Genomic DNA, 24,759 nt, shown 5'->3' with positions numbered 1-24,759 from the left:
TTGATGCAGCGTACCCGCTTAAATTTTCGGCACGAGGCTTGATCGCAAAACAGGATGCCGGCGCAGCATCCTTTTGCCGACCTGTGACGGGCATCCGGGCAATAAGGACATTAAGGCCGCCTGTCAGGTTTTTGGGGCAGGGCAGTGTACGTCTCGATTAGTTAAGGCTGAATCACCTTTCCCTGCTCATCAAGCAGATCCGTCAGGAGTGCTGTGCCATCGCTTCCCACCCGAAATGCCCCGTAACGCGCCTGCGCGAATCTGTCGGCATGACCTTCCTGAAAGAAATAAGCGTTAGTACCGACGGTCAGCGAGCCATAATGTTGATGGTATTTTACCCGTAGCTGATTCGGCTGCAGAGGTTCACCCTGATCAAAACGGGCCTGAGTCGCATGACGCTGCGCATCGAGGTCAACAATCAGGGTTCCGCTGGTGGGCAGGCATGGCGCTGACAGGGTCGCGCCACAGGACTCAGCCTGTTGATACAACGTCAGTTCCAGTGGGCGGGTGAGGGCATAGTTCAGCGCCATGTAATCACCCTGCATCAGGGATCGCGGGTCAACCGGGGCAAGAGGTAAAATCATGACCGCGCCTTGCTTCAGCAACTGCTCTTTTTGCCAGATACTGACATTGACGGCTATCAGCGCCAGCGCTATCACAGCGCCAGCCAGCCATCGGCTCTGTTTATGCATTCTCACTGGCACCTCCGATTTGTGCGGGTAATACTTTTTTGACTCCCCATGCCAGCCCCAGTAAAACCAGACCGCTGACCAGCAGCAGCAGGGATTTCTGCAGCAGAATTACCTCCAGGAAGTAATACCAGCCAATGACATACAACACCATGAAACCGCCACTCATCACCAGCAACCCCAGACTTCCCTGATAACGTGCCATCAGAATTAACCACAATCCCAGCCCTATACCCGGTGCATAGAGGGCGGCAGCCCCGCAGATAAGTGCAGCGGGCAGCGTGATAATCGAAAACAGCGGCTGTCTTCTGTGCCTTTTCTGACTGAGCGCACTCAGCACTAAGCCAGCCGCGATCCCTGTGCCGGTCCCAGACTGAAGCGTGGAAAATTGCGATGCTGACCAGAGGAAATCAGTGAGATAAGCCGCGTTTATCCCAAGGAAACTCAGCAACATCAGACCACACGGGATGCCATACAGCAGAGAATGTACCGCGTCAGCATACGGCCCTGCCTGTAACCTCAACTGATGACTGACAGTCCACATCCACAAAAATATAACCGCCGCCACCAGTACGGACACAGCAAGTCGCGCAGCCATCGGAGACAGGCAGATCCGGGCCAGAGAGTAGCCCGCCAGCACCAGGAAAAAGGTCAGGGCAGTGATGGCCATAAACCGATAAGTGCGGTCGGGCATAGCCATCGCCATTGCGGCCAGGATCGGCAAGGCAGTCAGTGAACTCAGCATAATAAAGCTGACGTCATTGCTCTGGATTTGCAGCAGAACGCCGGTTATCAGCCCGCACGTAGCCGCAATCGCCCATGCCAGCCCGAGGTGATGTTTACCGTCACGCTGACTGCTTAACAGGCCACGCGCAATTGCGGCAAGCAGCAGCGAAGGAATAATAAGGGTGGCAGCATTCGGGTTTTCCAGCAGATCAGTGGCATAGAGCATCAGTATCATCAGTAACAGAATGATGATCGCTGCGACCCAGCCTCCGACGCTTAGCGCCAGCCTGAGATACCAGGGCAGGTCGGATGCGTGACCGCGTTGCTTAATTTCCTCAACCTGTAAGGCGCTCAGCAAACCCTGCTGACGCAAAGTGTCTGTCAGTAAGGTCAGCCTGGCCGGAACCAGATCAATTGGCCCCTTTTCAACCAGTTTGCGTTGCCATTTCAGCAGAATTGAACCATTTACCGCCACCCAGAACGCCATCAGGATGCCGGTCAAAAACAGATCACCCGTATCGTAGGCTAAAAGAAATAACTGCATAATTAGCGCACAGCCAACAATGGTCAGGCTGGCGATGCCCAGCGTCAGCATGCAGAGATCCGGATAGCGGTAACGGTACAGGTAATAACCTGCCAGCAGGGTGATCACCCAACCGCCCGTGATATAAGGAAGGTGGTCACCGCCGCCCCAGTCAGAGAGGTTTCCGGCCACAATGGCGGTCAGCTGAAGCAGTAAAAATCCCGCCATGATTCGCGAGAACCAGCGGCTTGCCAGCCAGCTCTCGGGCTGATGCGTTATCGCGCGCCACGCCAGCGCTTCCCTGACAATCAGGCAGGCTGCCAGCAACGCCAGATATGCGTAGAGCACAGTGGTCGGGAGCCTGGCTAAACTGTCAGACGCGGCGAGATCCAGCAGTGACGACGGCAGGGTGTTGTAATAGAGCTGGAACGCCAGGTTAGCGACCAGCCAGCTGCAAAACCACAGGCTGTTTTGCCGGGCAATCAGCGCCAGCGGCAGAAGAACGTATAACCAGGCCCGGAATAGCTCCCAGCTGTCAGCACCGGTCTGATAAATCTGTCCATACAGCGCAAAAAGGGCACCGAAGCTTAGCCCTGTCGCCAGTAATGCGTTGCGTGCCAGCGTGCTGTACCAGCGCCACCAGACAATCACCGCTAGCGCGACGATCAACAGCTCGGCCAGGGCAAATTTCGCCATTTTCGGCAGCCAGCCCCAGTTCCAGGCAATAAAGAACACCGCTCCGGCAACCAGAGACAGTAATCCCAGACAGGAAAGAACCGGGATAAGAAACTGACGCCACTGAGCATCTGACGGTCTGATTCCACAGAAAGCAAAGATACGCTGGCAGGTTTCCGGGGTCAGGCTTCCTCCTTTCAGCAGGCGTGCGATCTGGCGACAAAGATACTCTGCCGTCCGTGACGGCATCCCGGTGATGCCATCGGGTGCAAGCTCCCTCATTCTTTCCCTGCCTCTGTTAGCGGTATGACTTTGATGATGAAGTTAACGGCTGTTCTTCCCTGCGTTCAATCCGCGTGTCGGTCAGTGACGCTCTGCTAAGCGGCCGATAATTTTGCTGAACAAATGTAAACATCTTTTCCTGGATATAACAGCGTAAATCAAAGGCGAGGGGGGAACTCTGCGCAATCTGCCGCATTATTGTGATCAAGTAGTGTCGCGGCCGTATTTGGGCTGCGTGAACATGACATCCGCCCCCGATGAACGCGATCCCCGTAGCCAGGCTTTACTGCTGTACTCTCAGGGGTACCGCATCACCCGCATTGCTGAAAGGTAAGAAGCGTAAAGATTATCGGGTGACCGAGCAGGGGACGCTTACGGTTGATGATAAGCTGATTGCCACGACTATTGGCCTGAAGCCGCTAAAGAAACCGCAGTCGGACAGCAAATTGTGGATTGTTAGCTGCCTGAACCGCTGAAATAAACGCTTTCCTGAACCGAGGTTTCACCCCTTTATCGCAGGTGATGATGAGACACGGCGTAATAATTTTACCCTGGCCCGTCGCGCATTGATTCATAAGGGTGAGTTCCTGAGTGGAAAAGCACATACGCTATCGGGTACCGCGCCGCATTGGGCGCGCGTGCAGAAAACTGCCCATTCGCTGAATCGGATTGCGGGCAGTTGCTATGCTGGCAGAGGTCCGAAGGCGCGGTATGAATCCACCAGTGAATCAAAAAGCGAGATATCTGAGCGACTTCTGGCGATAAGCTGGGCACCGGCAATGGCCGTGAAAATTGCACGTGCTCTGGATTCACTCTCACCTGAATCGCACACCTTCGCAGCCACCAGCAGTCTGTTCAGCCATGCAATGTTCACATCAGCAAACTTCTGTATTTCTGCATTCATTTCAGGAGGTAAGGTATCTTTTTCAGCGCCCATGAAACTGCCCAGGCAGAGACGATTTTCGGCCTCAAGTGATCTTCGGAAGATTTCAGGAAAGCGACGCAGCGCGTCAATGGGTGATGGGCTTTCTGATTCGATCATCTCGAGTGCGAGCGCACCGTCCTCCCAGTATCGTCTGGCAACGGCAATACCCAACTCGGCTTTGCCTGGAAAATAGTAGTAAATACTCGCCGCTTTGATACCCACATCCTGCGCGAGGTCGCGGAAATTCAAACCGTTATAGCCCTGAGATTGGGCAATTTTCCTGGCCGCCTGCAAAATGGCTTCCCTGGTGTTGACGCTCATCTTGATGCCTTTGGTATTGGGATGATCTCTTAAATAGAGAACGCTAATTTACAGCAAACGCTTACCGGGTGACAGGGCGATTGCCATGGAAAACAGTAAGTTCAATGCATCCAGGGTGCTCAGGCAGACGTCATTGCATCATGGTTTAGCAAGTAACATCGACAGCCGACGCTATCATAAGCACTCTGGTCACCGGGAAAGTCAGTAGATAACGAACCCGGCGTACCGGAGTTTACATCGAGTGGCGCTATTACCGGGCTGGCGAATCGAGCTCAGGAATGCCGCTGTTGCGATCGGCGTAGGCCGCCTGGAAGGCAGGACGTTTTGTCCAGCGCTGCCAGTACGCATCTAAGAACTCAAAACGCTCGTCCAGTGGAGTGGCATTGACCGGGAATTTCGAGAAGGCGATCGCGGTCGCCAGAGTAATATCCGAGAAGGTCGGGGCATCGCCGCCGAGCAGCCATTCGCGGCCGTCTGAAAGATGGCGATTAACCAGCGCGGCGTGAGCCAAAGCTTCTTTACGGCAGTGTTCACCCCAGGCCTCATTTTTGGTCAATTCCAGCCTGAAGCCGAGGCCGGTGTGCAACACGTGGAACGCTGTAACGATGCGGTACAGGATATGCACCCACACCCGGTTATCCCACATATTATCCAGCCCCTGTTCCAGTGCTGTTTCTCCCATAATCTTGCGGCCCGGATACTCCTGATCAAGATAGCGAACGATGGCAGCCGTTTCAGAAATATAACTACCGTCAGCCAGTTCAAGGGTAGGCGTTTCGCCCCACGGATTCATATTCAAATGTCGCCAGCCACGCTGCTCTCCTCCAGGGGACATGTCATAGATGGTCTCGGCAAACTGGTCAGCGATGCCCTTTTCATGCATGAAAAGTCGCAGGCGCTGTGGATTAGGAAAGGCCGAAGGTGATGTAAAAAGCTGAAGTTTAGCAGTCATGGTCGATCCTACAGGTTGATGGTTGTGATATCTAACTAACGTTAGGTAGGCAAACATTAGCGGGCAAATCAACACACGTCAACACCGGTCTAACACTTGTTAGGTTAATTTTTTGGTAACCTTTATGCTTGATATGATATTTCAGCGGAGGCATAGCTGAAGGAGGGGGACAATGACGCCGGAGGGTTGAAAAATGCAAATGATTGGAGAGGTTCGATACAAGCGGGATTTCAGGTGAGTTGCATTTTTGTAATTACTGTCGATTGGTTGCTGGCCAACAGGAAGATAGTCCGGAAGCGCAAGGGCCAGGGGGTGAGGTAGTAGCGGTTAGATCAGCCCATGAAGCAGACTGGTATCGGCATCATTACTGGTCACAAAAATGAGCGGCCGCTGTGAGCCAGGAGCGGACGTGGGGATTTCAAATACCTTAAAACTGCATGTAAAAAGTAACAGGATCGGAAAAAGACTGTTTCATACAGCAAGCATTCTGTATTGACTCACTTAACTCTGATTTCTTTCATGTTCGATAAGCCACTCTTTACGCGATATGGCTCCACCATATCCGGTCATTTGGCTATTTTTACCGATAATTCTGTGGCACGGAATCACAATCGCAATCCGGTTGGCACCATTCGCAGCGGCAACTGCTCGTACAGCGCCAGTTTTATTCAGTCGCAGCGAAATATCCTGATAGTGTGAGGTCTCCCCATAAGGAACAGTACGTAGTGCATCCCAGACGGACTTTTGAAAATTACTGCCCGGGGCGTCCAGTAAGAGATCAAAGTGACGACGTGTTCCGGCAAAATATTCGCTGATTTCTTTTACTGTCTGCCGGGTATGACTGTTTTCTCCTGTGACAATCCTGGCGTTAAGTAAACGCTGAATGTCGCGAAATTCAGTTTCTAACATCCGGCGATCGGTAAACTCCAGCAGGCAGACTCCCTGCTCTGTGGCACATACAAACATAGGTCCCAGCGCAGTAGTAAACCGGTGAATGACTATTACCTGAGTGGTTCGAGTCGGAGCTGCGCCAGTTAGCCGCTTGTAGATGTAACCAAAGCCGCTCAGGGATTCGTAGCCATTGTCCAGCGCGACGTCAGTTGCTGCACGTCCGCTTTTCAGCTCCTGAAGGGCAATATTGACCCGCTGCATTCGCTGGAAGGCCTGAAAAGTGATGCCGTGATGTTGCAGGAACCATCGCCGCACTCGCTCCGGGCTGATTCCATGCTGACGAAGATCCGCGTCGGATACACGGGATTTAATATCGTGCCTGACAAGCGCAAGCGCCTGTTCGACAAATAATGGCGCGCTGTGCGCGTTTTCAGCAGGTCTGCAGACTTTACAGGGGCGAAAGCCGGCCGCCAGGGCAGATTTGGCATCTTTATAAAACTCTACATTTTCACGTTTGGGCTTTCGCGCCCGGCATATCGAAATGCAGAATACGCCAGTCGTTCTGACGCCAGCAAAAAACACACCCGTATATTCTGAAGCGCGTTCAAGTAATGCCTGATACCAGACGTCACAAAGATTCTTATCGATAACCTTCATTAACAAAAAGTCCTTCAAATGTCTGATGCAACCGGATCGCATGCATTAAATCAGTCAGCTTTGACTGAATGGCCGAATGAACAAAATTACCCATAGAAATGCGGCTTACCCCGGCCAGTTTCAGTCTATCGAACAAGGGAAGATCGGGCATACACATGACATTCAGAGGCAGATCAATAGCATTTGCAATAAGGCTGATATCTTTCTCTGAGGTCAGACAGGGAACAAACAGGCCGTCAGCACCTGCAGCTCTATAATATTGACCCCGTAATAATGTCTCCTCTAACGCTCTTTCATGCCCGAGCAGGTAAGCATCAGTCCGTACGTTCAGAAACAGGTTATAACCATCACTTCTCAGCGCATCGCATACTGCTCTCAGATTACGCGAAAATTCAGACACATCATCAAGCTGTCGAACCCGATTAATGACTCTGCTGTCTTCAAGGTTAACGCCTGATACACCTATCTGAGCAAGGCGCTTGAGATTGACTATTATCTCTTCGGCTGAATCACCATATCCTGCTTCCATATCAACACTTAATGGCAGGCTGCTAACTGCCCGGATACGAGTGACAATAAAAAATAATTCATCAAACGGCATGCCCTGGCCGTCTTCATATCCCAATGTGGCCGCTATTGCTGCGCTGGACGTTCCCAGAGCCTGATAGCCAGCTTTTTGCGCTGCGACAGTACTGACGACATCCCAGACGTTAGCGATAAGAAGAGGCTCATACTGGTTGTGGAGTTCTGCGAAGTTCATATCCATATCCTCTCAATTAGATTGAAAATGAATCTAAGCATTCAGCAAAAACGGCACAACCGAAAATCAGACGACCATTTTTTTAGCAAAATTTTATCGGGTCAGTCTGATATGCAGAGTGATACGGTCGTAGTGTTTCAGGGTCTGCCTCTGGCAAAAAGCGAACATTCCTAACCGCCGGATATAAGTATCAACGGGGAGCAAAGCAGATAGGTTTGTATGGTCATTTTGAGAAAAGGTCTTGTCAGAATTAATTTCTGATACTGACTGGCGTGGTTTTTCACATTATTGATTGTCAAACCCCTTACGATATCAGAACTCTTCGACTGCCCCGCGTAATGTCTCATCTTCTTTAGATAAAATTAAGCATTGCTTTCTCATAAATCTACTAATGATAATTTGCTATAAGCCAGATTGTTTCGTTGTTAGACAGGGTGCGGTGCGGCTTTTATCTTTCGTCATGATTTGTAAATTCCACACAAACATTTGATGAGGGAGCCGTTTTGTCCATCCTACTGAAAAGCATAAAAACAAAACCCACGCGTTTTACTCTGGCGCTTAAAATCGCGTTACTCAGCAGTATGGTGGCTTTCTCTTCAGCCTCTTTCGCCGATTTACCCTTAAAAGAGGGCATTACACCAGCCACCGATGCCAGCCAGATTCCGGCAGTGGCTAAGCTGCGTAAAGACACGGTGGTGGCTGGTATCTCTGAACCGCAGGGTATTTTTAACCCTTATTTCTTTGTTAACGGCTGGGACGAAAACGTCACCAACGTGATTTTCTCACGTCTGATTGACTGGGATAGCCACGGCAAGCTGGTGCCAGGCCTGGCCGAAAGCTGGAGCGTTAGTCAGGATAACAATGTCTACACCATTAAGCTGCGCCCACACCTGACTTTCAGCGACGGCTCGCCCCTCACCGCCGAAGATGTGGCGTTTACCCTGACCGTGCTGCATGACCCGAAATATGATGGCGATACTGACATCACCCTCGCCAACATTGTGGGCGGCGCGGAGTATAAAGCCGGAAAAGCTGATAGCGTCAGTGGCCTGAAAGTGATCGACCCGCTGACATTACAGGTCACCACCGGGCAGCCTGGCGCGACAACGCTGGCGAAAATTGGCGGCCCGGTGTTGTCGAAAGCGTATTATGGGAAAGGGTATCAGCGCGGCAATCTCGACTATCTGCGCATGTTGCACGGTAAACCGCTGGGCAACGGACCGTATGTCTATGACAAATATATTCCGGGCCAGGAGATTCGTTTCCACGCCAATACCCATTTTTACCGTGGCACACCACCGACGCCGCGCTTTATCTACCGCGTAACCAACCCGTCCACTAACTTCCAGTTGTTCCAGACCGGCGAAACCGATTACGACTCGTTTACTTCTCGCCCTGATGATATCGAACAACTGAAAATGCTGGGCTTCGCCAATATCAACCTGTTTGGCTCCAGTGACTACAGCAAAGTGGAATTCAACGTACGTCGCCCGGCGTTGCAGGACGTGAAAGTGCGACAGGCGCTGATTTATGGTCTCGACCGCCAGAAGTTGATTGATGTGGTTTATCAGGGCTATGGAAAAGTGGCTATTGAACCTATTGCCCCGATTTCATGGGCGTATAACACAGATGGCGTGAATCCATACAAATTTGACCCGGCACAGGCGAAGAAACTTCTTGATGAAGCGGGCTGGAAACCGGGGCCTGATGGAATCCGCGTGAAGGACGGTAAACGTCTGGAGTTGACGCTGCTGGTGAGCAAGAAAGTGCTGAATGATGCGCTGATCCCCATCGCCAAAGAGAACTGGCAGCAGATTGGCGTGCTGTTGAAGCCGCAGGTGGTGGATTTCAACGCCCTCATGGCACAGCGTAAAGCCGGTAACTATGACCTGGCCTCTTTCAGCACCAGCACACTCAACGATCCACATGATGGCGTGTGGGATTACTACAGCACGGAGGCGAAAGAGTCCGGCTATAACAATCCGCAGGTTGATAAGCTGATCAACGAAGGTAATGCTGTGCTGGATGTGGAAAAACGCAAACCAATTTATCACCAGCTGTATAAAGTGCTGGCGGACGATCCGCCGGTGATTCTGCTGGGTAACCGCGAGATTTTATCGGCCAGTAGTGCCCGCGTCACCGGCTTTAAACCAGATATCTACAACGGGCTGACCGGTAGCCTGCCGGATGTGAAAATCATTAAATAACAGTAACAACTGCCGGGTCTCCCTGCAGTTGTCATGAGAAAGCTATGCGAAATTTTATCCTCAGGCGACTGCTGCAAACCCTGCCAATGCTGCTGCTCGCATCACTGATTATTTTTATGCTTTTCGCGAAAACGCCAGGCGACTTTATCGACGGTAACATTACCCTCACCGCTGCCCGCGCCGCCGAACTGAAAGCTATTTATGGACTCGATCAACCGATCCTTACCCGCTATCTGCATTGGCTCGGCCAGTTGCTGCGCGGCGATTTGGGGTTCTCGCTGCAATACCAAATTCCGGTGAGTCAGCTACTTAACCAGTACATCTGGAACTCGTTCCTGCTGGCAAGCGTTGCGCTGGTGTTTTACTGGAGCATCGGGCTTGCGGTGGGCATTGCCTCGGCGCTGAAACCCAATTCGCTGTTCGATCATCTGGTGAGCGTGTCGGTGTTTGCTGCCATGTCTTTCCCAACCTTCTTTCTCTGCCTGTTGCTTATTAAGTGGTTCGCAGTCGATCTGCACTGGTTGCCAGTGGGCGGCATGACCAACACCGGCAGCGACGATAACGGCTGGGTGTGGGTGATGCAGGTTGCGGCGCATCTGGTGTTACCGGTCATGGCGCTGGTGATGTTGCAGGCGGGCAGCCTGACGCGCTATTTCCGTGCCAGCATGCTTGACGTAGTGAAGATGGATTTTATCCGCACCGCGCGTGCTAAAGGGCTGCGCGAACGCACAGTGATCCTTAAACACGCGCTGCGCAATGCGTTGCTGCCAATCATCACCCTGTTAGGTTTTGAGCTGCCGGGGTTGTTTTCCGGCGCGATCATCACCGAAAAGGTGTTTAACTGGCCGGGCGCAGGGCATATTCATATTGATTCTCTGGCCGCCCGCGATTATCCGGTGCTGATGGGGTTCACCCTGTTTCTTGCGGTATTAACCATTGTGGGCAACCTGATTGCCGATATATTGTACGCGTGGGCCGACCCGCGCATTCGCGTGAGGTCGTGATGTTCGGTTCCCTTTTCTCTACGAATCGCCGCTTACGCAAGGCGGTAATTCCGGCGATGGCGCAGGCCACACCTTCTCCGTGGCACCAGGCGTGGAAAGCGCTGCGCCACAATCATCTGTCGATGCTGTGCCTGGTTCTGCTGGTAATCATGACCATCTGGTGCGTGCTGGGCCCGGTGTGGTCGCCGTGGAAAGATGACGCCACCGATGCGCTGATGATCAACAAACCGCCTGGCGCAGAACACTGGCTGGGCACCGATTTTCTTGGCCGCGATATTTATACCCGCCTGCTGCTTGCCGGTCGTATCTCGCTGATTATTGGCCTGATGACCATGCTACTTTCGGTGGCTCTGGGCTACCTGCTGGGTGCGGTATCCGGCTATGCCGGCGGCTGGACGGACAAACTGATTATGCGCATGGCGGATCTGGTGATGACGATCCCCAGCCTGCCGCTGCTGATTGTTGCCGGAGCGATGTTGTCTGAGCTGGATTTTTCGTCTGATTCGCGCATCTACATGGTAGTAGTGATGCTTAGCTTGCTGGAGTGGCCGAAGCTGGCGCGGCTGGTGCGCGGGCAAATCCTGTCACTGCGCGAACGTGATTTTATGCTGGCGACGCAGGTCCTGGGCCTCTCTTCGCGCCGCCGCCTGTTCGGTCATCTGTTGCCGAACACCATACCCATTCTGGTGGTGATGGCGACCATGGCGGTGGCCAACGCCATCCTGATGGAATCCGCGCTTAGCTACCTCGGCCTTGGCGTCGTACCGCCAACGCCCTCATGGGGCAATATGATGGACGCGGCCAACAGCCTGATCGACTTTCAGCGTCGCCCATGGCTGTGGATGCCGCCGGGCATTGCAATTTTTCTGACCGTCATCGCCATTAATGTGCTGGGCGATGGCCTGCGCGATGCGCTGGATCCGAAGATGAAACGGAGCCTGAAATGAGCGAGCCGCTAATTACCTTTAATAACTTATCCATCTCCTTCGCCAGCGAGCAGGGGCGTGTGCGCGCTGTACAGGATGTCTCCTTTACCATTCAGGCAGGGCAAACCATTGGCGTTGTTGGTGAATCTGGCTGCGGCAAAAGCGTTACCGCCATGTCGCTGATGGGACTGTTACCGCCGCAGGTTGCGCGTATCGACGGCGGAGAAATCCGCTTTGAGGGCACCGATCTGCTTGCTCTGAAGCCGTCGAAAATGGCCGATCTGCGTGGTAATCAATTAGCGATGATCTTTCAGGAGCCGATGACAGCGCTCAATCCGGTGCTGACCATTGGCGAGCAGCTTTGTGAACCGCTGATACGCCATCGCGGCGAAACACCAAAAGCGGCCTGGACGCACGCCACGCAAATGATCACCGATGTCGGACTCGGGCGTGCGGAGAGTCTGATGGGTTGCTATCCGCATCAGCTTTCCGGCGGCATGTTGCAGCGCATCATGATTGCCATGGCGTTAAGCTGCCAGCCGAAGCTGCTGATTGCCGACGAGCCAACCACGGCGCTGGATGTCACCGTGCAGGCGCAAATCCTGCGCTTACTGCGCGACCAGGCGCGGGCGCAGCAGATGGCGCTGATGCTGATCACTCACGATTTGGGGGTTATCGCGCAGATGGCGGAACATGTCGTGGTGATGTACGCCGGACGCATCGTTGAGCAAGGCCCGACTGCCGATGTGCTACACAACCCACTGCACCCTTATACCAAAGGGCTTATCGCATCGCGCCCTGTTTCGGGCGAGCGCCGACGCCGCCTCTACTCCATTCCCGGACAGGTGCCTGACCTGGCCGAACTGCCGCCGTACTGCGCGTTCTATGATCGCTGCGAACGCAGAACCGCGCAGTGCCACGCGGTCATTCCGCCGCTGATCGGGCATACGCGGCAAGCCGCATGTATTCACAGTGAGTTAGCGGAGCCGATCGCATGAGCCAGCAATATGTTATTGAAGTGGACGAGTTGAAAAAGCATTTCTCGCTACGCGACGGGCTTTTTGGTCAGGAAACAGGACAGCTACGCGCTGTGGACGGCGTCAGTTTTAACATTCGACCTGGCACTATTTTTGGCCTGGTGGGCGAATCCGGTAGCGGTAAAACCACCGTAGGACGCACGCTGCTGGGGCTTTATGACAAAACGGCAGGTAGCGTGAAGTATCGTGGTCAGGAGTTGCAGGATCTGACGCCGAAACAGATGCGCGCGCTGCGCCCGAAAATCCAGTTGGTATTTCAGGATCCTTACAGCTCGCTGAATCCACGCATTCGAATAGGTGATGCAATTGGGGAAGCAATGCTGGAACACACGCTGTGCAGCAAAGAAGAACTGCGCGACAAAGTGCTGGAGGTAATGAAAATCTGTGGACTGGCGCCGCAGCATTACAATCGCTTTCCCCATGAGTTTTCCGGCGGCCAGCGCCAGCGTATCGGCATCGCCAGAGCGCTGATTCTCAACCCGGATTTTATTATTGCCGACGAACCCATCTCGGCGCTGGATGTCTCTATTCAGGCGCAAATCATTAACCTGTTTTCCGATTTGCGTGATGACCATGGCGTCACCTTCCTGTTCATCTCTCACGATCTCGGTGTCGTGGAGCATTTGTGTGATGACGTGGCAGTTATGTATCTGGGGAAACTGGTGGAAACTGCCAGCCGCGATGCGCTGTTCAGCCAGCCGCTTCACCCCTACACCCAGGCGCTGCTAGCGGCGGTGCCGACGCTTGCCCCTGGAAGCTTATCCGTGCCGGTGGTGCAGGGGGAAATTCCGGATCCTTCGCGCCCGCCCTCTGGCTGTCGCTTCTCTTCTCGCTGCCCGCAGGCAACAGTACGCTGCCGCACAGAAATTCCGGAACTTCGCGAAATGCGCCCCGGCCATCAGGTGGCGTGCCACTGGGTGCAGCTGACGTAATAAAAAAGAGAGGATTCATCCTCCCTGGTTGATGGAGTCTGACGTTCAATGATGTAAAAAACCACGCCTGTCAGTATCAGAAATTAATCTTGATACGACCCTGTCTGAAAAGGTCATAAAAACCTATCTGACCTGCTCCCAGCAAACTGACATAGCAATGTAAGCAAGTTCCGCTTCTGGTACAAAACTGCCTGCTGAAAAGGGCGGATGACCGCTATGAGCGAACAGCGGACCTTTTTTGGCAAAGATTTATATATTCCAATTGCTTTAAATATCACTTTCTGGCGAAGCGCCTTAATGGAAATCAAGTAGAGCATCAATTAATATCCAAAACCTATGGAAATAAACCTTTATGGCTTTATGCCAGCACTACTCCCTGTTGCACTGTCCCCCGGAGCAAGCTTCACTCTTGTTATGAATGGAGCTCTGGCTGGCGGTTACAAAGGACTATTCAGAACGCTTGCCGGAACAGCCTTGGGTATATACACACATGCGGTTCTCATAGGGCTAGGTATAACCGCTGTGATCATCTCGTCTCCAGCAACTTTTGCGGTGTTGAAAGTTTTCGGAACCGCCTATCTGCTCTGGTTAGGAGCAATGCTCATCCGCAGCGGGATAAGGTCAAATGCCAGCGGGCTTGCTGTTACGAAACATTCGGTGACTTTAAGAGAGGCCTGGATAGCTAATATTTTGAATCCTAAAGCCATCATTTTTTATCTGACAGTCGTTTCGCAGTTCGCAGGGATACAGGGAGGCGTCTACAACTATCTGACATTGGCAACAGTACATGTCGTGGTCATGAGCGTTTGGCTTTTCGCTGTCAGTCAAACACTTATATTTTCAGTAAAAAAAACAAATCCATTAATGCTCAAAAAATACGTCAACATTGCCGGCGGGGTGTTGCTCATTGCTTTTACTCTGCACAGCCTGACCCAGTAACTCATCACCTTTAGCAAAAATGTCCGCTTCTGGCTGTGAGTTCAACTGATAGATGCAACACATTGGTTAAAACGCTCTGCGGGTGATTCATAGTCTAGCGTTTTTCTTGGCCTCTCGTTGAGCTGCCTGGCAACACTGTCTAGTCTTTGCTGGCTGTGAACCGATAAGTCAGTTCCTTTTGGAAAATACTGCCTAAGCAATCTGTTTGTATTTTCATTGGAGCCGCGTTGCTAGGGGGATTGAGGATCGCAGAAGTAAACCTGGATATCTGTGGCTACAGTAAACCGGGTGTGGCTGGTCATTTCAGCGCCCCGGTCCCATGTTAATGTTTTATAAATCTCAGCAGGTAATTCCCGGGCTTGTTTGATAAGTGCAGATATAACCGTTATGGTCTTGTTGTCCCTGATCCTGGCCAGCATAACAAAACGGGAATGACGTTCTACGAGGGTGACGATATAGGAGTTTTTAGAGCCCTGGATCAGGTCACCTTCCCAGTGACCGGGTATGGCTCTGTCAGCGGCTTCAGGTGGTCTTTCACTGATAGAGATCGTATCCCGGATTGACCCTAATCCTTTCCCTTTAAGCGATGATGTTCTGGATCTACGCACGACTCTTCCGCTTCTGAGGCATTGCTGCAGTTCTTTTTTTAATGCACCCCGGGTTTGTATAAAAAGCGTTTTATATATCGTTTCGTGTGACACATGCATTTCCTGATTATCCGGATAACAGCGTTTCAGCCAACCGGCGATTTGTTCCGGCGACCAATCCTGATGCATCTTCTCTGCGATGATTTTACACAGTGTGGGTCTTTCAATTAGCTTGCAAGGTTTTGGTCTCAGAGCATTTTCCCACGCAGCAGTATCCGCTTTTGATGCACGGTATTGATTTGCACCACCGTGCCTCTTTATCTCCCGGCTAATCGTTGAGGGGGCTCTCGATAGTTTGTTTGCGATCGCCCTGATGCTGATTTTGCTACCAGCGCTCTGGATATTTCCTCTCTTTCATCAAGTGAAAGCGCTAACGGATGCCGCTTTCGGACAGGGGGGCGGTATCCACCAGTCTGGTGGATAGTGGGCATAATAGAAGAATGATATCTGTCGAACATTCTGGCGATATCATGCAGGGAATCACCTTGCTTATATCTGTCCCAGATAATCGCCTTCTGCTCTGGCGTGTAGTTAATCCGAGTTCTTCGTTTCATGGAAACGCCCCCCTTGATTAAGGATAGCGTTGCATCGACCCGTTGAACTCACAGCGAACAGCAGACGTTGACTGATGACTACTCAGTGAATTCATCGTTATTGAACATACCCTCCCGGCAACGAACTCAATCTCAATCGTTCTCAGACAGCTAGCGCTAGTTGTTGATGACGCTCTATAAATTTCGCTTTGAGGGCGCTATAGCGATGAGCATCGTTCCTGCTGACTAATACAGCTGCGTGTTTTATCTCAGCATACTCTTCTGCAATGTCTTTGTTTCTTCGAAGATAATCACGGAAAGCAAGATGTCTCAATACCTGCATATCTCCGACTGCAAACGCATGGACTTGATGACTACGCTGATCACCACCTTTAATGAAATATCTGCGCCCCGCAATCCCGTTCTCACCGCGAGCAACATACCCGGCGTGGGCCATTGCTGAATGGTACTTATCCAGTTCATTGATGTCGGAAACTTCAAGTAGCATATCAATTACAGGCTTTGCTGAGAGACCAGGAACTGACGTGCTTCCAATATGATGGACATCCTTAGCCATTCCACCGAGCAATGTTTTTATCAGTAAACTTTCAGCTTCAAACATCTCAGGCCATCTATCAACGTATGGCACAACAATAATCTTCCGCATAAACACATTCTCTCTGTCCTAAGTGTGCAACTTAACCCTGAACCCCGGCATTGCCTGCAGCCGGCGTTCCCTGGTGAAAAAACAGAGTCCACTGGCCCTCATCCGCACAAATCCAGCAAGAGGAACGTAATGCATGATGGTTGCCATCAGCGTAAAACGTCCGATAGTTAAGCAGAGCGTAACCGCAGCCCATCTCCGTAAGACGGAAATCGCTGCTGAGAATATAAGGTGCAGCCTTTTCACTTAGCAGCGACGCAATGGTCTCTGACCGGTCGACCGTCACACCTGACCGGGTGATTTCACGGAATTCAGGATGAAGAATCAGTTCCAGCCACTCCGGATCATTGCGCCTGTCGCCGTGAAGGCTGCACTCAAGCAATCTGAGCTTCTCCAGAAGCATTCTGCTTATCCTCAAGTGATTAAGCCGGACGTTCAAATTTACCATAACAGTTCATGCGCTACTTCCACTTCTGGCGGTTTTGCCTTCTTGACTGAAGGGGTAATTATCTAAGAGCCTTCTTAACTTTTTTAGACTAACGCCCTACAATCGCTTTATCATTTTTAAACTTATCGGGCCGTAAGTTTAGCAACGCTCAGGTGTGGAAAAGCGTAAAACAAGCAAGATACATAAGGAATGAAGATAAGGGACAGGCATGACTGCATATTCAAACTCTGATGCGGCAAGGGACTTACGCCCGGCATTAGACAAGGCACCCATTGGCGCTGTGAACGGTGAATGGTTCTTTATTACGGAACAGGCTGGTGTTTCCTCGCAATATGGAGGTTACATGTATGCTGATGGGAGTCACGTTACTGCTGGTGACCATGTTTTTCAGAGGGTCTGCAACGTTGTCGATAAACTCGAAGCATTACAGATACAGTCCTTTAATAAGGTTATTGTTCGCTGGACTAAGTCTAAAATACCGTTCATGCGCGGGCGCGTTACGGTTGACACAATTTTCGATGAGACAATAGTGCCGCGCGGTCCTCTGAGTCCGATGTATGAGGCTGCCCCTGTCGCAAGGCGAGCATTCTGGAAAAGGTATGGCGACGTGTCAGATAGCTTTATTGCTGAACGAAATGACGCAAACGTACACAACCAGACGAAGTGGTTCGGGCCCCATCGCCGGGTACTCAGTACCAAAAGCAGCACCAAATTAACGCTGGCTACCGATGGTCTCTCGACGCCCTGGGCCGGCATTTCAGACCCGGAAAACGGCGTAAAATGCGAACTTTTCATGGAGCTGGATGCTTCAGATAATACCAGCCAGCAGATTGATGATTGGGCTCATTTGTTAATTAGCTTGGGGGATCTCGTTGCCGACGGCTATCAGGTCGCTGCCGATGTTGAAAAATATAGAGCCATACTGTTTTGCTCTCATACCGACGACTATAAACCTATGTCCCGCATCATTCTCAGCCGTGATGCTCGTCAGATTGAAGGTTTGCCTTTCGGTTCAGTTCCGCTGATCCGTGTAACGCCGATAGCAGAGGCAGAGATTGAAAATCATGACCAGTCCGATGGATGGGCATCAAACGCAGCAAGGCATGCACTCGCGGAACGGCGGATAGAAGCGTAGATAATTATCATTTGGTTATTCACGTCTTCTACAGAGAAAGGTGAACCGGTCACCTTTCTTGAGGAAGATCAGCATCAAATTATCAAAATTTGTTCTGCTTTAAGTAAAGAGCAGACGTTTCACTTTTGACAGCCGAAGGTTTCCAATAGGTTGAACATAACTTCACTGTTGTGGATCATTGCTCATAAGCTTATAAAATCAGAAACCTATATGGAAATGAAGGCACTATGAACATTTCAATCAGAAAGTTACTGCCGCTAGAATGGGATCATGCTTACAGTCTGATTTCACAGCTACGGAACATTTCCAAAGAAAAATTTATCGAAAGCGTCAGAATTCAGACGTTGAACGGTTATGAACTTGTTGGCGCATTTGGCAATGAAAAAATGCTTGGCTTGATGGGTTTCCGTCCCGTTCATACTCTGGCCAGAGGATCACATCTCCATATTGATGATTTGATCGTAGATGAGGCTTTAAGAAGCACAGGGATAGGGAAAAAATTGCTGGATTTTGCCACCACTGAATCAGAAAGCAGGGATATGAACTTCGTGTTCCTTGATGCCCGACAGCAGGCGATACCGTTTTATGAACGGAATGGCTTTGTGGCTCACACATCACCTTCAATGAAAAAGCCTCTCCGATAAAACCAGATAGCCTGTTCATAGGTGGGGGTGCGGACATTATAACTTTGCATCTACACCCTTTAGCAACATAAAAACATGAAGTTAAGGAAGTTTTTTGCACATAAAAACACTCAACGGATCTGTTGCATAAGGTGGGAATGAATTGCATATCTCATAACCGCATCTACGATAAAGTGCTATAGCCGCTTGCTGGTGAATCCCTGTTTCAAGCTGCAATAGGCTCAAATTCTTTTCTGAAGCAATCGTCTCGATTGCGCTGACTATCTGTTCTCCGAGCTTCCTACGCCGATATTCCGGTCGAATATAAACCCGCTTAATCTCAGCTGAGCCATTTTCATGAAATAGCAAAGCACCACAACCTGCAGGTAAGCCACCTTCATCACGTACGATAATGCACCGGAGCAGCTCATCATTAACTTTTGGAAGATCCAGGCAGTGATTACTTTCTGCAGGATATAGTACGTTCTGAAAGGCATCGAGTTCGCTTACCAGCCACTGCAGGCCAGAATCACTTTTATCTACTTCTGAAATGCTGAACATTCGCTATCCTCGATTCAGTTTTAACTACTGAATCTAACATAATGTTCTATCTATGACGGCTTTCAGTATTTAACATAAGAGTGCATGTGCAACTTCCGCTTCTGGCTCAAAGCGGACTTTTTGACATTAACTCAACACTTATTCTATAAGGACTGCTCATAAAAAAAGGAGTTTTGAGTTGAAAATCTATACCTACCCAAAAAGCAGATCCCTTAGGGTGCTGTGGGCGCTTGAAGAAATTGGGGCAACTTACGATAACATCAGAGTAGAGCTTTTTAATCCAACTTCTGACGTGAAATCACCCCATCCTTTTGGAAAAATCCCTTTTTTGGTTGACGGAAAAATATCAATCAGTGAAACCTTAGCTATATGTATTTACCTGTGTGAAAAACATCAAAATTGTACTCTTTACCCCACTAATCCAGAAGAAAAAGCCTCCGTTAATGCGTGGTTGAGCTTTAGTCTCACCGACTTAGAAGCGCCGGTCTGGAGTTTACTGAGACAAAATGTATTCATTCCAGAAAACCAACGATCCACTGACTTAATGAATACCCTTAGAGACGAAGCAACCGAGGTCATCTCCCGGATCCGCTTCAATTCATCCCATACGTGGATCGCCGGGGACAATTTTACTCTGGCCGACATTTTCCTCTCTCATTCGTTGCTGTGGGCAAAACTATGCGGATTAGAAATTGGCAAAGAAACTGACAGCTACATAGCCAGAGCCATGAGCCGACCAGCATTCGTGAAAGCTCAGGAAATGAATAATCTCTAACAAGTTTGTAATATCATTGAGATGCATTCACGGCAGTAAAAAGCGCAACGTCCGCTTCTTGGACAAAGCGGACATCTGCATCAGGCAATGTCCGCTATGAGCGAGAAACGGACGTAGTAATCGCATTGATTGTAATTGGGTCAGATACCGTTAGTTATGCTACTGAGCATGTCCAAAATGAGCTTTGCTGCTGTCCCTTCATGATCTAAATCAGGATCATAAATGGTCACTGTGATGCCACAGCAGCGCATATTTCTGAAAAGTTCGCGACAGAGATTTACAAGTGTTTCAGAAGACAAACCGGGATTGCCGGGACAATCAACTGCAGACATTTCAGAACTGTCTAGGACATCCATATCAAGATGAATCCAGTAGGGCATTTCAGGAAAAAGGTTGAGCCGCTCGAATATCACATTGATGAGATCATGATCAGGCAACTTAAGCGCGTCAAAAATAGTTATACGCCGGATATCAGTGCCAACAATGTCAGGCCATTCATAATCTTCAAGGAGCGACTCACGCTCTCCCAGCTGAATCACTGCGTCATCCTGAACCAGGGATCCTTCGATACCGGGCCATGCAGTCAGTAATGGCTCTCCCCGACCGGTAACGAGTGCCAAATCCATTCCGGCCGCAGCGCCTGGTCGTGCTCCTGGTTCTCGCTTCCAGTTGCCGGGATGACGGAAATCGCTGTGGCCGTCAATATGCACAAGTGCAAGTTGCCCTAACTGACGCCTGCTGCCCAGCAAGGCTCCGGGCAGGATGGCGCAGTCGCCTCCGATAACAACGGGCTTTAAGTTGCGATGATGCGCCGCCTCTACTTCATCAGCCAATCGTAGATTAAGTTGTCTGAGCTTGTGACCGTTCAGGATATCAGTACCTGGCTCACATTCAGGACTGTATTCAGGGCAGGGAACAGTAACAAAGTTACAAGAGGGAAACATTTTATCGAGTCCGTGGTGCATGAGAACTGCTGGCGCACGGAATGTGCCCGGTATGTGCCCTTCATAAAGAGGGTTGAGACCAAGACCAGACGGGACAAGAATTATTTTTTCCATAAAAAACCTGATTTTAACTGGGTTGAGTACCACAGAAACTAAGCTTTCTTACGAAACAGCTTTGTCGCCGAGATAAAATTCGAGGTGTTAACCTGTGCCAGAACGCACAAGGTTCGCTATAAGTGAGAGGCTGACATCCATATTTTAACGTTTATATCGCCGTTTCCACTCATCTACGACATCACCCAAATTCTTAGGGGTAGCATTACTTATCCAGATCATAAATTCACGATTGAATCGGAAATTCTCCCCACACTCTTTGACCATAAAACGGCGAACGTTTTGTGTGTTTTTGTAATTTTTATCAATGATGGTCGAACGTGTTAGTGAGGAGCTATGCCAATTGGTTTCCATCTTTCCAGCTCCCGTAATGAGTGGTTTTAAATAAAAATTAGTACTCCACTTTAGTCAGAGAAGCTGAAATTTCTCAAGGTCCGCTTCTGGCACAAACCGGACATCGGCATCACGTAGTGTCCGCTAAGAGCGAAGAGCGGACCTTGTTTATGCTTATACTTTTTGAATTAGAACCCCTGCTACATGACCTACATAATTGATATGCTATTGAAACTGGCAAATCAGGAAGAAATTCATGGACAAGGACACACTGGTTACACTCTTGAAATTCAAGCGCTGGATTGATGCTGAAGCGCTAAAAGCAGTTAAAGCTATCAGCGAATCTGCTTATGCAGAAAAGCGTCATCTGATGCTAAGATTGATGAACCATATTCATGTGGTAGACATGATTTTCAGAGCAAATATTTCGGGACGGCAGCATGGTTACACTGCCCTGAATACCCCTGAAACACCCTCTGTAGATGAGCTTGAGGTCAAAATGGAAGACTGTACAAACTGGTATATTCAGCACGTCAGCTCAATGGCTCCGGCCGATTTAGGAGAAACAATTAAGTTCAGTTTTGTCGATGGTGGAGAGGGAGAAATGACAGCCATAGACATGCTAAATCATATGCTTTTTCATGGAACCTACCACCGTGGGGCAATAGGCTGGTTAATTTCAGAGTGCGGAGGTGTTCCTCCGAAAGATGTGCTGACGGTTTTTCTAAGGGATCATAATCACTGACAGGTAAGTTCTTCAGCCCATCACCTATCCAGCGGCTTTGAGGGCCGCTTTGGCGAGAAGCCTACCTTAACGACCTGCGATGGCGATAAGTTTGGGCTAAAAATTTTCAGAGATAATGCTTAGAGCTCTCTCAAAAGTCTGGCTGGATTGCCAGCATACACCCCTTTAATTAACACAGGCTTTGTAACCACGCTACCTGCACCAATCACCGCACCACTGCAAATGTCCGTTGTTAAGATAGTTGCTCCGCTCCCCACGGTTACCGCGTTGCCTAATACGATATGTATCCAGCTTTCTGCAGAAGCATCAGGACCGCCATTCTTGAACAGGTCGTTAGCAAAGGTTACGCCATGGCCTATAAAACAGTCCTTACCCAAGGTAACGTTCTCACAGATAAAAGTGTGAGACTGTACTCGGGTTCTGTCGCCTATAACGCATCCCTTTTGTATCTCTACGAATGGTCCTACAAAAACATCATCGCCCAGTTCACACTCATAGATGTTTACCGGCGTGATTACTTTCACATTTTCACCTTGTTTTACGTCACGAATGCCACTTTCAATAACCTTCATATGAGCTGTGTCCTTCCTCGAGATGATTCGGCTAAAAGCTTGAGCAGGTTTTGAACTTCACCAAGTGCCCAAGTTAACCTGCTTTCACTCATTCGCGCATTATGATGATCGCAATGTCCGCTCCTGGCACAAAGCGGTCTGAAACGCGGACCCATGCCTCCAGTGCGTTTTAACCTGCCACAACCTGTCAAAAAAGAGGTGAGCTTGTTAGCCGAGCTCAATATCGACTGGCGGGCCTGCTACTGCACTCAATCGAGCGGTTCAGGCATTGACTGTACCTCTTTCAGGAAATCCACAAAAGCGCGCAGAGGTGCTGACATAAAGCGGCTGGGAAAGTAGAGCCAGGGACCTTCAAATTCGGGCCACCACTCCGGAAGCACAGGCTGCAGTTCACCCGTCGTAAAGCAGGGCTGCAGCCAGTTTTCAAAGACGGCGATAATGCCCTGACCCTTTTTTGCCAGCTCAATTGCGCCTGATGCGCCATTGACACCGATCGTCAGGCGACCAGCAGGGTTGACGCTGACGGTTTCTCCGTTGCGTTCAAATTCCCAGGGTATCAGCGCGCCGCTGGAATACTTAAGGCGGATGCAGTGATGTTCGGCCAATGCCGTCGGGTGAACGGGGAGACCGCGCGAAGCAAGGTAGTCGGGTGCCGCCGCGAGAGCCAGACGCTGGCGGCGTGGGCCGACAGGAACGGCAACACTGTCCCGGGCCAGATGTTCGCCATAGCGTATGCCTGCATCGCAGCCTTCCGCCGTGGCATCAACAAGGCGATCGTCCACCATAATCTCCACCCGCAGCAACGGATGGCGATCGAGAAATTGCTCAAGCAGGGGCGGAAGAATATCGACCATCACCGCACCCGTCACGTTCAGCCTGAGTAGCCCGCGCACCTCCCGTTGAGAACTTGCCACGTCATTCATCACCGATCTCATTTCGCTCAGCAGAGGTGCCATGCGCTCGGCCAGCATACGGCCTGCTTCGGTGGGCGTTACGCTGCGGGTTGTGCGGATAAACAGCGGAACGCCCAGACTGACTTCCAGCGCGGTAATCCTCTCACTGATCGTTGAGGGTGCCAGGCCTAACGTTTTAGCAGCGGCCCGGAAACCCTGACCCCTGAAGACGGCAAGAAATATCGCGAAATCATCCATCTCAACTTCCGTTACTGTTCGCCTTTCCGAACAGCGTATTCGTATTGCGGCCTCTTATCAAACAGCTCTGAGAGATTTATAACTCAGATACACCTGCATAAATCACTGAGGCGACAACATGAAGAAGAGAACGGTTTTAATTACCGGCGCAAACAAAAGTATTGGTTTTGAAACGGCCAGACTGATGGGGAAACTGGGATTTAATGTCTGGCTGGGTTGCCGCGATGGGGGGCGCGGTCAGGATGCTGTAAGCCGGTTGCTGTCGGAAGGCATTAAAGCGCGGCTGGCTATCATTGACGTGACAGACCAGCAAAGTGTTGATGCGGCCGTCGGGCAGATAAAGTCAGAAGATGGAAAACTAGATGTGCTGATCAACAATGCGGGTATTCCCGGAACCTGGCCCATCGCGCCTGAGTCGCAGAGCATCAGCGATATTATGACGGTGTATAACACCAACGTTTTCGGCGTCATCAGAGTAACGCAGGCTTTTCTGCCGCTGCTCAAACTGGGTGAGGAACCCCGGATTATCATGGTCAGCAGCGGGTTGGGATCGCTGGAATGGGTATCTGACAAAGCGCATCCCTACTCTCAGGTAGCGGCACTGGGCTATACCAGTTCAAAAACGGCATTAAATGGCGTTACGGTGGCATTTGCCAATTCACTGTCTGAGTATGGCATCAGCGTAAACGCAGTTGACCCGGGATATACGGCCACCGATTTTAACGGACATACCGGTTACCGGACTGTATCCCAGGCGGCCAGGGGGATCGTCTGGCTCGCTGCTGAAGCATCCCAGACAATCACCGCAGGATTCTTTTTAGATGGAGAGTGCGCACCCTGGTGAATCTCGTCTAATAAAGCATTCCACCTGCCTGGATGGGGCAGGTTGGTTGACGGGTGTGGGCAGAACGCCTGGCGTGTCGTGCGCAGTCGGTTCTCAAATATGTCCGAATCATCCTGAAGGAAAATAAGCGGCTCAATGTTTCTTAGCGCATCTGAATGTAATTAATGGCCGCCTCAGGCACGGATCGTACAGAAAATTAGGTCATAAGGTCCGCTTTGAACGAA

Annotated in this window: 26 protein-coding genes and 1 pseudogene; 13 read left to right on the top strand and 14 right to left on the bottom strand. The window is 50.6% G+C overall.

Going from position 1 to position 24,759, the window contains the following annotated elements; all coding sequences use genetic code 11:
- Nucleotides 1-161: 161 nt before the first annotated feature.
- Together ACX8ZY_RS22040 and ACX8ZY_RS22035 are read right to left on the bottom strand one after the other, a co-directional pair.
- Nucleotides 162-692, bottom strand: a complete 531-nt coding sequence (locus ACX8ZY_RS22040) for a GDYXXLXY domain-containing protein (RefSeq protein ID WP_050679629.1) — start codon at nt 690-692, stop codon at nt 162-164.
- Nucleotides 685-2,895: a DUF4401 domain-containing protein gene (locus ACX8ZY_RS22035; RefSeq protein WP_425021121.1), complete on the bottom strand. Its 2,211-nt coding sequence runs from the start codon at nt 2,893-2,895 to the stop codon at nt 685-687. The genes ACX8ZY_RS22040 and ACX8ZY_RS22035 overlap by 8 nt, the downstream gene beginning before the upstream one ends.
- Before the next feature lie 241 nt (nt 2,896-3,136).
- Here ACX8ZY_RS22035 and ACX8ZY_RS22030 point away from each other — a divergent pair, with 241 nt between their 5' ends.
- Together ACX8ZY_RS22030 and ACX8ZY_RS22025 are read left to right on the top strand one after the other, a co-directional pair.
- Entirely contained in the window at nt 3,137-3,229 is a 93-nt protein-coding gene (locus tag ACX8ZY_RS22030) for a terminase gpP N-terminus-related DNA-binding protein (RefSeq protein WP_372340244.1), read from the top strand.
- On the top strand, nt 3,216-3,371 hold the full coding sequence (locus ACX8ZY_RS22025) for a hypothetical protein (protein ID WP_191920357.1): 156 nt from the start codon (nt 3,216-3,218) through the stop codon (nt 3,369-3,371). Before ACX8ZY_RS22030 ends, ACX8ZY_RS22025 begins: the two co-directional genes overlap by 14 nt.
- A gap of 206 nt (nt 3,372-3,577) precedes the next feature.
- On the opposite strand, the gene ACX8ZY_RS22020 is transcribed toward ACX8ZY_RS22025, so the two are convergent.
- The 4 genes from ACX8ZY_RS22020 to ACX8ZY_RS22005 all read right to left on the bottom strand — a co-directional run bounded on the left by ACX8ZY_RS22020 (nt 3,578) and on the right by ACX8ZY_RS22005 (nt 7,401).
- Nucleotides 3,578-4,141, bottom strand: coding sequence for a TetR/AcrR family transcriptional regulator (locus ACX8ZY_RS22020; RefSeq protein ID WP_033768693.1), 564 nt, complete (start codon nt 4,139-4,141; stop codon nt 3,578-3,580).
- Nucleotides 4,142-4,391: 250 nt separating this feature from the next.
- Nucleotides 4,392-5,093, bottom strand: a complete 702-nt coding sequence (locus ACX8ZY_RS22015) for a glutathione S-transferase family protein (RefSeq protein ID WP_031292479.1) — start codon at nt 5,091-5,093, stop codon at nt 4,392-4,394.
- 501 nt (nt 5,094-5,594) lie between these two features.
- Nucleotides 5,595-6,641, bottom strand: coding sequence for a bifunctional transcriptional activator/DNA repair enzyme AdaA (locus ACX8ZY_RS22010; RefSeq protein WP_033768692.1), 1,047 nt, complete (start codon nt 6,639-6,641; stop codon nt 5,595-5,597).
- On the bottom strand, nt 6,625-7,401 hold the full coding sequence (locus ACX8ZY_RS22005; protein WP_033768691.1) for an isocitrate lyase/PEP mutase family protein: 777 nt from the start codon (nt 7,399-7,401) through the stop codon (nt 6,625-6,627). The genes ACX8ZY_RS22010 and ACX8ZY_RS22005 overlap by 17 nt, the downstream gene beginning before the upstream one ends.
- A gap of 581 nt (nt 7,402-7,982) precedes the next feature.
- Between ACX8ZY_RS22005 and ACX8ZY_RS22000 the strand changes: the two genes are divergently transcribed.
- The 6 genes from ACX8ZY_RS22000 (at nt 7,983) to ACX8ZY_RS21975 (ending at nt 14,446) form a co-directional block, all read left to right on the top strand.
- Nucleotides 7,983-9,608: an ABC transporter substrate-binding protein gene (locus tag ACX8ZY_RS22000; RefSeq protein WP_371742425.1), complete on the top strand. Its 1,626-nt coding sequence runs from the start codon at nt 7,983-7,985 to the stop codon at nt 9,606-9,608.
- Nucleotides 9,609-9,652: 44 nt separating this feature from the next.
- Nucleotides 9,653-10,612, top strand: coding sequence for an ABC transporter permease (locus tag ACX8ZY_RS21995; protein WP_033760938.1), 960 nt, complete (start codon nt 9,653-9,655; stop codon nt 10,610-10,612).
- A complete protein-coding gene (gene opp4C / locus ACX8ZY_RS21990) occupies nt 10,612-11,559 on the top strand; it encodes an oligopeptide ABC transporter permease (protein WP_033780026.1) in 948 nt (315 codons plus the stop codon). Before ACX8ZY_RS21995 ends, opp4C begins: the two co-directional genes overlap by 1 nt.
- A complete protein-coding gene (locus ACX8ZY_RS21985) occupies nt 11,556-12,536 on the top strand; it encodes an ABC transporter ATP-binding protein (protein ID WP_163800064.1) in 981 nt (326 codons plus the stop codon). Before opp4C ends, ACX8ZY_RS21985 begins: the two co-directional genes overlap by 4 nt.
- Entirely contained in the window at nt 12,533-13,507 is a 975-nt protein-coding gene (locus tag ACX8ZY_RS21980) for an ABC transporter ATP-binding protein (RefSeq protein WP_033773706.1), read from the top strand. Before ACX8ZY_RS21985 ends, ACX8ZY_RS21980 begins: the two co-directional genes overlap by 4 nt.
- A gap of 336 nt (nt 13,508-13,843) precedes the next feature.
- A complete protein-coding gene (locus ACX8ZY_RS21975) occupies nt 13,844-14,446 on the top strand; it encodes a LysE family translocator (RefSeq protein ID WP_029519298.1) in 603 nt (200 codons plus the stop codon).
- A gap of 41 nt (nt 14,447-14,487) precedes the next feature.
- Here the strand turns inward: ACX8ZY_RS21975 and ACX8ZY_RS21970 are convergent.
- The 3 genes and pseudogenes from ACX8ZY_RS21970 to ACX8ZY_RS21960 all read right to left on the bottom strand — a co-directional run bounded on the left by ACX8ZY_RS21970 (nt 14,488) and on the right by ACX8ZY_RS21960 (nt 16,693).
- Nucleotides 14,488-15,647: pseudogene (locus ACX8ZY_RS21970) on the bottom strand (IS30 family transposase).
- Nucleotides 15,648-15,789: 142 nt separating this feature from the next.
- Nucleotides 15,790-16,293 (bottom strand): GrpB family protein, encoded by a 504-nt coding sequence (locus tag ACX8ZY_RS21965; protein WP_033760036.1) that lies wholly within the window; start codon nt 16,291-16,293, stop codon nt 15,790-15,792.
- A 31-nt stretch (nt 16,294-16,324) separates the two neighbouring features.
- On the bottom strand, nt 16,325-16,693 hold the full coding sequence (locus tag ACX8ZY_RS21960) for a nuclear transport factor 2 family protein (RefSeq protein WP_459261272.1): 369 nt from the start codon (nt 16,691-16,693) through the stop codon (nt 16,325-16,327).
- Nucleotides 16,694-16,946: 253 nt separating this feature from the next.
- On the opposite strand from ACX8ZY_RS21960, the gene ACX8ZY_RS21955 reads away from it, so the two are divergent.
- A complete protein-coding gene (locus tag ACX8ZY_RS21955; RefSeq protein ID WP_459261270.1) occupies nt 16,947-17,873 on the top strand; it encodes a hypothetical protein in 927 nt (308 codons plus the stop codon).
- A gap of 227 nt (nt 17,874-18,100) precedes the next feature.
- Nucleotides 18,101-18,517: a GNAT family N-acetyltransferase gene (locus tag ACX8ZY_RS21950; protein ID WP_033786822.1), complete on the top strand. Its 417-nt coding sequence runs from the start codon at nt 18,101-18,103 to the stop codon at nt 18,515-18,517.
- Between the two features lie 81 nt (nt 18,518-18,598).
- On the opposite strand, the gene ACX8ZY_RS21945 is transcribed toward ACX8ZY_RS21950, so the two are convergent.
- A complete protein-coding gene (locus ACX8ZY_RS21945) occupies nt 18,599-19,057 on the bottom strand; it encodes a GNAT family N-acetyltransferase (RefSeq protein WP_073970613.1) in 459 nt (152 codons plus the stop codon).
- A gap of 178 nt (nt 19,058-19,235) precedes the next feature.
- On the opposite strand from ACX8ZY_RS21945, the gene ACX8ZY_RS21940 reads away from it, so the two are divergent.
- Entirely contained in the window at nt 19,236-19,832 is a 597-nt protein-coding gene (locus tag ACX8ZY_RS21940) for a glutathione S-transferase family protein (RefSeq protein WP_158149983.1), read from the top strand.
- Nucleotides 19,833-19,972: 140 nt separating this feature from the next.
- Here ACX8ZY_RS21940 and ACX8ZY_RS21935 read toward each other — a convergent pair whose 3' ends face one another.
- Together ACX8ZY_RS21935 and ACX8ZY_RS21930 are read right to left on the bottom strand one after the other, a co-directional pair.
- Nucleotides 19,973-20,890, bottom strand: coding sequence for an arginase family protein (locus ACX8ZY_RS21935; protein WP_158132204.1), 918 nt, complete (start codon nt 20,888-20,890; stop codon nt 19,973-19,975).
- A 144-nt stretch (nt 20,891-21,034) separates the two neighbouring features.
- Nucleotides 21,035-21,244, bottom strand: coding sequence for a DUF6434 domain-containing protein (locus tag ACX8ZY_RS21930; RefSeq protein WP_158132205.1), 210 nt, complete (start codon nt 21,242-21,244; stop codon nt 21,035-21,037).
- Between the two features lie 235 nt (nt 21,245-21,479).
- On the opposite strand from ACX8ZY_RS21930, the gene ACX8ZY_RS21925 reads away from it, so the two are divergent.
- Nucleotides 21,480-21,968 carry a DinB family protein gene (locus tag ACX8ZY_RS21925; RefSeq protein WP_033761040.1) on the top strand — a complete coding sequence of 163 codons (489 nt, stop codon included), beginning with the start codon at nt 21,480-21,482 and terminating at the stop codon, nt 21,966-21,968.
- Nucleotides 21,969-22,087: 119 nt separating this feature from the next.
- Here ACX8ZY_RS21925 and ACX8ZY_RS21920 read toward each other — a convergent pair whose 3' ends face one another.
- Both ACX8ZY_RS21920 and ACX8ZY_RS21915 read right to left on the bottom strand, forming a co-directional pair.
- Nucleotides 22,088-22,540: an acyltransferase gene (locus ACX8ZY_RS21920; protein WP_033761045.1), complete on the bottom strand. Its 453-nt coding sequence runs from the start codon at nt 22,538-22,540 to the stop codon at nt 22,088-22,090.
- A gap of 248 nt (nt 22,541-22,788) precedes the next feature.
- Nucleotides 22,789-23,691: a LysR family transcriptional regulator gene (locus tag ACX8ZY_RS21915; protein WP_158132206.1), complete on the bottom strand. Its 903-nt coding sequence runs from the start codon at nt 23,689-23,691 to the stop codon at nt 22,789-22,791.
- Between the two features lie 118 nt (nt 23,692-23,809).
- Here ACX8ZY_RS21915 and ACX8ZY_RS21910 point away from each other — a divergent pair, with 118 nt between their 5' ends.
- Nucleotides 23,810-24,535, top strand: a complete 726-nt coding sequence (locus tag ACX8ZY_RS21910) for an SDR family NAD(P)-dependent oxidoreductase (protein ID WP_158132207.1) — start codon at nt 23,810-23,812, stop codon at nt 24,533-24,535.
- The last annotated feature ends 224 nt before the right edge of the window (nt 24,536-24,759 follow it).

The organism is Pantoea sp. XAF26B01_ASV70, from assembly GCF_054512635.1.
This window is presented reverse-complemented; position numbering and strand designations above follow the sequence as displayed.